Annotated in this window: 4 protein-coding genes and 1 pseudogene; 2 read left to right on the top strand and 3 right to left on the bottom strand. The window is 38.1% G+C overall.

The window, feature by feature from the left end; all coding sequences use genetic code 11:
• Nucleotides 1–116 (top strand): annotated as a pseudogene (locus ABD734_RS00960) (IS30 family transposase); the annotation flags it as partial.
• Nucleotides 117–152: 36 nt separating this feature from the next.
• A complete protein-coding gene (locus tag ABD734_RS00955) occupies nt 153–1,073 on the top strand; it encodes a hypothetical protein (protein ID WP_344700747.1) in 921 nt (306 codons plus the stop codon).
• Between the two features lie 215 nt (nt 1,074–1,288).
• On the opposite strand, the gene ABD734_RS00950 is transcribed toward ABD734_RS00955, so the two are convergent.
• The 3 genes from ABD734_RS00950 to ABD734_RS00940 are packed head-to-tail and all read right to left on the bottom strand — an operon-like array spanning nt 1,289 to nt 4,735.
• Nucleotides 1,289–1,909: a CadD family cadmium resistance transporter gene (locus tag ABD734_RS00950; RefSeq protein ID WP_344700746.1), complete on the bottom strand. Its 621-nt coding sequence runs from the start codon at nt 1,907–1,909 to the stop codon at nt 1,289–1,291.
• A complete protein-coding gene (locus ABD734_RS00945) occupies nt 1,906–4,374 on the bottom strand; it encodes a heavy metal translocating P-type ATPase (RefSeq protein WP_344700745.1) in 2,469 nt (822 codons plus the stop codon). The genes ABD734_RS00950 and ABD734_RS00945 overlap by 4 nt, the downstream gene beginning before the upstream one ends.
• Complete coding sequence (locus ABD734_RS00940; protein ID WP_046513385.1) at nt 4,367–4,735, bottom strand: ArsR/SmtB family transcription factor; 369 nt, start codon at nt 4,733–4,735, stop codon at nt 4,367–4,369. The genes ABD734_RS00945 and ABD734_RS00940 overlap by 8 nt, the downstream gene beginning before the upstream one ends.
• Between the last annotated feature and the right edge of the window lie 203 nt (nt 4,736–4,938).

Genomic DNA, 4,938 nt, shown 5'->3' with positions numbered 1-4,938 from the left:
TCTCGTCTGTCGCTTCAAGAAGAAACCACATACCGAGAAAATCATTGAACTACCGGACACCATTGGAAGTCTTTTTGAGTTACATGGGTGAAAAGGAACTGTCTAGCTTATTTTGACAAACGAAATTTATAAATTATGATCGAATTCCATTTTTGGAAATTTTGCAGCCTAAGCAGTCAACCCAAGAGGAAAGTAACAAAAATTTTATGTGTGAATTACAAGATGAATACCAACTGAATAGTTTGCTGTATCCATTCATAAACAATAAAGTTGTAGATTCACCATCCTTATTTAATGGATATCATGATTTATATATAGTTGGTAATGGGAAGAACTTTCATAATATAAGATTGGTACTTGAACATAGTAAGGTTTTATCTGCTGAAAGTTTTAAGGAAGTAACAGAATTGGATTTCCAATCACAAACTTTATTTAGATCAAGAGTCTTTAGACTTATGTCAAGACATCAAGAAGATAAAAAACTTTTAATAGACTATTTAAATAGTATCGTAAATCTATTATTCGATAAGAATCAATACAATGAAGATACTATTTTTAACAACTTAATCGCTGCTACACTTTACGATTTGAAAACTTTTCTAATAAAAACTCCAGAATTTAAAGAATGGTATAAGGACATAGCCTCCAATATTGATTTAAATAAACTATTTTTCTTAAAAGTAAAATTTGATCGAGAAAATAGTGTTTTAACCGATAAAGAATACGAATCTATCGTACAGTCGAAAGAGATTATTTATAATGACGAGCCATTTTATGGCACATTACACTTGCTAAAAAATTATAACGAAAAAAGGTTCAGTGAATTAATTAGGGATATTATTGGTAGTGATGACGAGAAATTTTATGGAAAAACAAAATCAAGCTTGTTAACTGTAATTATAAGAAACGGCAAAGAAGAAATTCCAATGGTACACGAAACGATAATTAACTCTCCTAAATTGAAGATTGAATTTTTAGCAAGGATAAAAGAAATTGAGCATACACAATCAAGAAAAGATCTTTTATCATATTACAATAATGCTATGGATTATTCTGAATTTTCTCTTATATAATTATAGATGAGACCAACTGCTAAACTAGATTCAACAGTTTACCACAATAATCATACCGTGTACTTAGGGTAGGCCCTAAACATACACATAGTATGTATTGATTTGACTGTATGTGACTTTTGACTTTATTTTGCACTTATTTAAGTGATATTTTGCACTAAAATTAAGCCGATATCTCACATTAAAAGAGAGATATCGGCTTATAAAATTTCCTATTAAAATAGGAATGAGAACAGAGCGTTGAATGTGCCATTTTCAAATAGGATATAAATTCCTAATCCTATAAAGACGATTGGAACGATCCAACGTTCATATTTTTCGATTTTATCTGAAACAAAATCCAAGGAAGCCAATCGATAGCTGATTAGACATAGAACACCAACCATAATCATGAAAACAATGATGGCAATAACGATTTCCATCATATTTAAAGTTGTAAAGTATGGTATATAGATAGAAAAATCATCCGCACTGGAAGCCAGTACAATGAAAGTGACCGTTATAAATAATTGATTAAATCTGCCTGAAGAGAAAAGGGAGAGAATGTTATCTTCATCTTCGTCCTCTTCCCCTTTGATCCATATTTTGATACCCAGGTAAAGTGGCAGCAATCCAAGCAGGCCGATCATCCATTGTTGAGGAATAAAATTGGCTACTCCCAATGCGACCAGAAGACTTGCGCCTATAATAATGACTGTCCCTATATATTGTCCAATCCAAATATGTTTTATTTGATTACTCTTTTTGATTTGCGAAAACAGAAGAATCAATATAACGAGGTAGTCGATTCCTGTCGCTACATAAACGGCAGCAGCTGTAAATGCCGTTACAATCATAGTTCCAACTCCAATTTTTCAGCATCAGTACTTTTATTTATCTGGGAAGAACCCAAGCTTAATTCATCTTCCTTCACACGCATAAGCCTCAAACCATTCATGGCCACCACTAAAGTGGCACCCATGTCCGAGAGAATCGCAATCCATAGTGTCAGCCATCCTGGGATGACCAACAATAGAGCAATCAGTTTGATTCCAATGGCAAAAGCGATATTCGCTTTGATGATGTTCAATGTTTTGCGGCTGAGCTTGATGGTAAAAGGCAGTTTCTTCAGGTCATCGCCCATTAAGGCGACATCTGCTGTTTCAAGGGCGGTATCTGTACCGGCGCCACCCATAGCGATACCAACGGTGGAAGCTGCCAGCGCCGGGGCGTCATTGACCCCATCGCCGACCATGCCTACATGACGATAATCAGTTTTTAGTTGCTTAATTACATCCAGTTTATCCTGCGGGAGTAATTCTGATTGAATATCTGTGACACCAACATGTGCACCAATCGCACTGGCGGTACTATGATTATCTCCCGTAAGCATGACTGTTTTTTCGATGCCTGCCTGATGAAGTTTCTCTATCACTGCTTTACTTGATTCGCGGACTTCATCCGCGACCGCAATGATTGCCTGAACTGTATTTTTCGTTCCTGCAACCATGACGGTCTTACCTTGTTCCTGAAGTGTTTTGATATCACTTTTAATTGCATCATTGAAATTAGTTGCCGGTATCTCTTCAAATAATGCCGGACTGCCAACATAATACATTTCATTATTGATTTTACCCCGTATCCCTTTGCCTGTAATGGAAGAAAAGTCTTCGACAAAGATATCAGAATAAGGAAGGTTATAACTGTCTGCCTTCTTTATAATAGCGGATGCCAATGGATGCTGGGAACGATCTTCCAATGCTGTGATGACTGCCAGCATTTCCTTTTCATCAACTGCATTGTCGATTAAACGATAATCGGTTACAACCGGGACGCCTTTTGTGAGTGTGCCGGTCTTATCAAATGCAATGGCTTTTAATCCACCCATTTCTTCGAGGTAGACCCCGCCTTTTATAAGGACTCCCTTCTTGGCAGCGTTTCCGATTGCTGAAACAATTGCTATCGGCGTGGAAATCACCAATGCACATGGACAACCTACAACGAGAACCGCTAACCCTTGATACACCCAAGTGGACCAACTCGCACCGAAAAATAACGGGGGTACAATCGCAACCAGCACTGCGACACCCATAATGGCAGGCGTATAATATTTTGCAAATTTATCAACGAATGCCTGGGCAGGAGCACGCTCACCTTGTGCTTCTTCCACCAGATGAATGATTTTGGCAATGGTCGTATCTTCAACCAATTTAGTGATTTTAACTTCCAGTAAGCCTTCTTCGTTCAGTGTCCCTGCAAATACTTCATCATCGAGCGATTTTTCAACCGGCACTGATTCACCTGTGATTGCTGCCTGGTTGATTACAGAGTAACCATTGACAATTACGCCGTCCATAGCAATTTTCTGTCCAGGCTTAACAATCATGATATCGCCCACAGCAATATCATTGACGTGCACTGTCATTTCCTGTCCGTTGCGTCTGACAAGTGCCTCTTTAGGAGCAATATCCATCAATGAACTGATGGATTGCCTTGCTCGATCCATCGAGAAACGCTCCAACGCTTCACTGATGGCAAACAAGATGACAACAATGGCGACCTCGGCCCATTCTCCGATGATGACACCGCCAATCACTGCGACTGTCATCAGGGTTCGCATATCAAATTCAAACCGGACTAAATTCTGGAGACCCGTTTTCAGCATTGAAGCCCCTCCGACAATCATGGAAGTGATGAATAGCAGTGGTGTAAGAATATTGTCATCACCATTCACCAACATTGAAATGAAGCCAAAAGCGATAAACAGTAGCGAATAGAGCAGAGTGCTGTGCTTTTTATAAAATGGAATGGTTACTTCCTTTTCTTTTTTGTCTTGTCCACTTTCTTCCCGGGATTTCTCAGGCACCACTTTGAGATTTTCAAATGCTCCTGCTTCTTCCAGTTCCTCAACCGTTGCAGAACCATATACAGAAATTTTTGATGCGCCAAAATTCACCTTCGCATCTTGAACTTCAGGTAGTTTCTTCACATTGTTCTCAAATGTGCCAGCACAATTTGCACAGGAAAACCCCTGAACACGGTAAACATTTTTTTCTTTATTAACTTCTGGTTGCGCTTGACGACTAGACTTTTCAGGCACCACTTTGAGATTTTCAAATGCTCCTGCTTCTTCCAGTTCCTCAACCGTTGCAGAACCATATACAGAAATTTTTGATGCGCCAAAATTCACCTTCGCATCTTGAACTTCAGGTAGTTTCTTCACATTGCGCTCAAATTTCCCTGCACAGTTCGCACAGGAAAACCCCTGAACACGGTAAACTTTTTTTTCTTCTTCAGTCAGCTCTGCAATCCCTTCAGACATTGGTTATCACTTCTTTCCTATGTATTAATGCAATCGTCATGATTTCTTTAATATGCTGATCTTCCAGAGAATAGAACGCGAGTTTCCCTTCTTTCCTGAATCTAACGATGCCTTCTTTGTAGAGCGTGCGTAAATGATGAGATGCACTTGCTACAGTCACACCGAGTATATTTGCGATGTCACAGACGCATAATTCCTCTTCCTTGCATAAGGAATAGGTGATTTTTGCCCTATTCACATCGGCAATAGCCTTAAGCATCTGTGATATACCGGCAATATCGACAGTTTGTAAATTCTCTTGCATCCGGTTAACCTTTTCTTCGTCATAACAAAAAACTTCACATGTTTCTTTCTTATTCATACATACACCCCGTCATTCAAATATTTGTTTGAATATAGTATATCATCTTGTTTTCTTTATTCAAGCAGATGTTTGAATAATAATAAATTTGTATAAGTTTTTCGCGACATAGAAAGAATTTTCTGAAATAAAACTGAAAGAAATTACGATATCGTAAGTGAACTTTATTGTGATAAATAATTTATTCGTTCTTAAAAGTACAC

The sequence above is a fragment of the Salinicoccus jeotgali genome, from assembly GCF_039538805.1.
Taxonomy (GTDB): domain Bacteria; phylum Bacillota; class Bacilli; order Staphylococcales; family Salinicoccaceae; genus Salinicoccus; species Salinicoccus jeotgali.
This window is presented reverse-complemented; position numbering and strand designations above follow the sequence as displayed.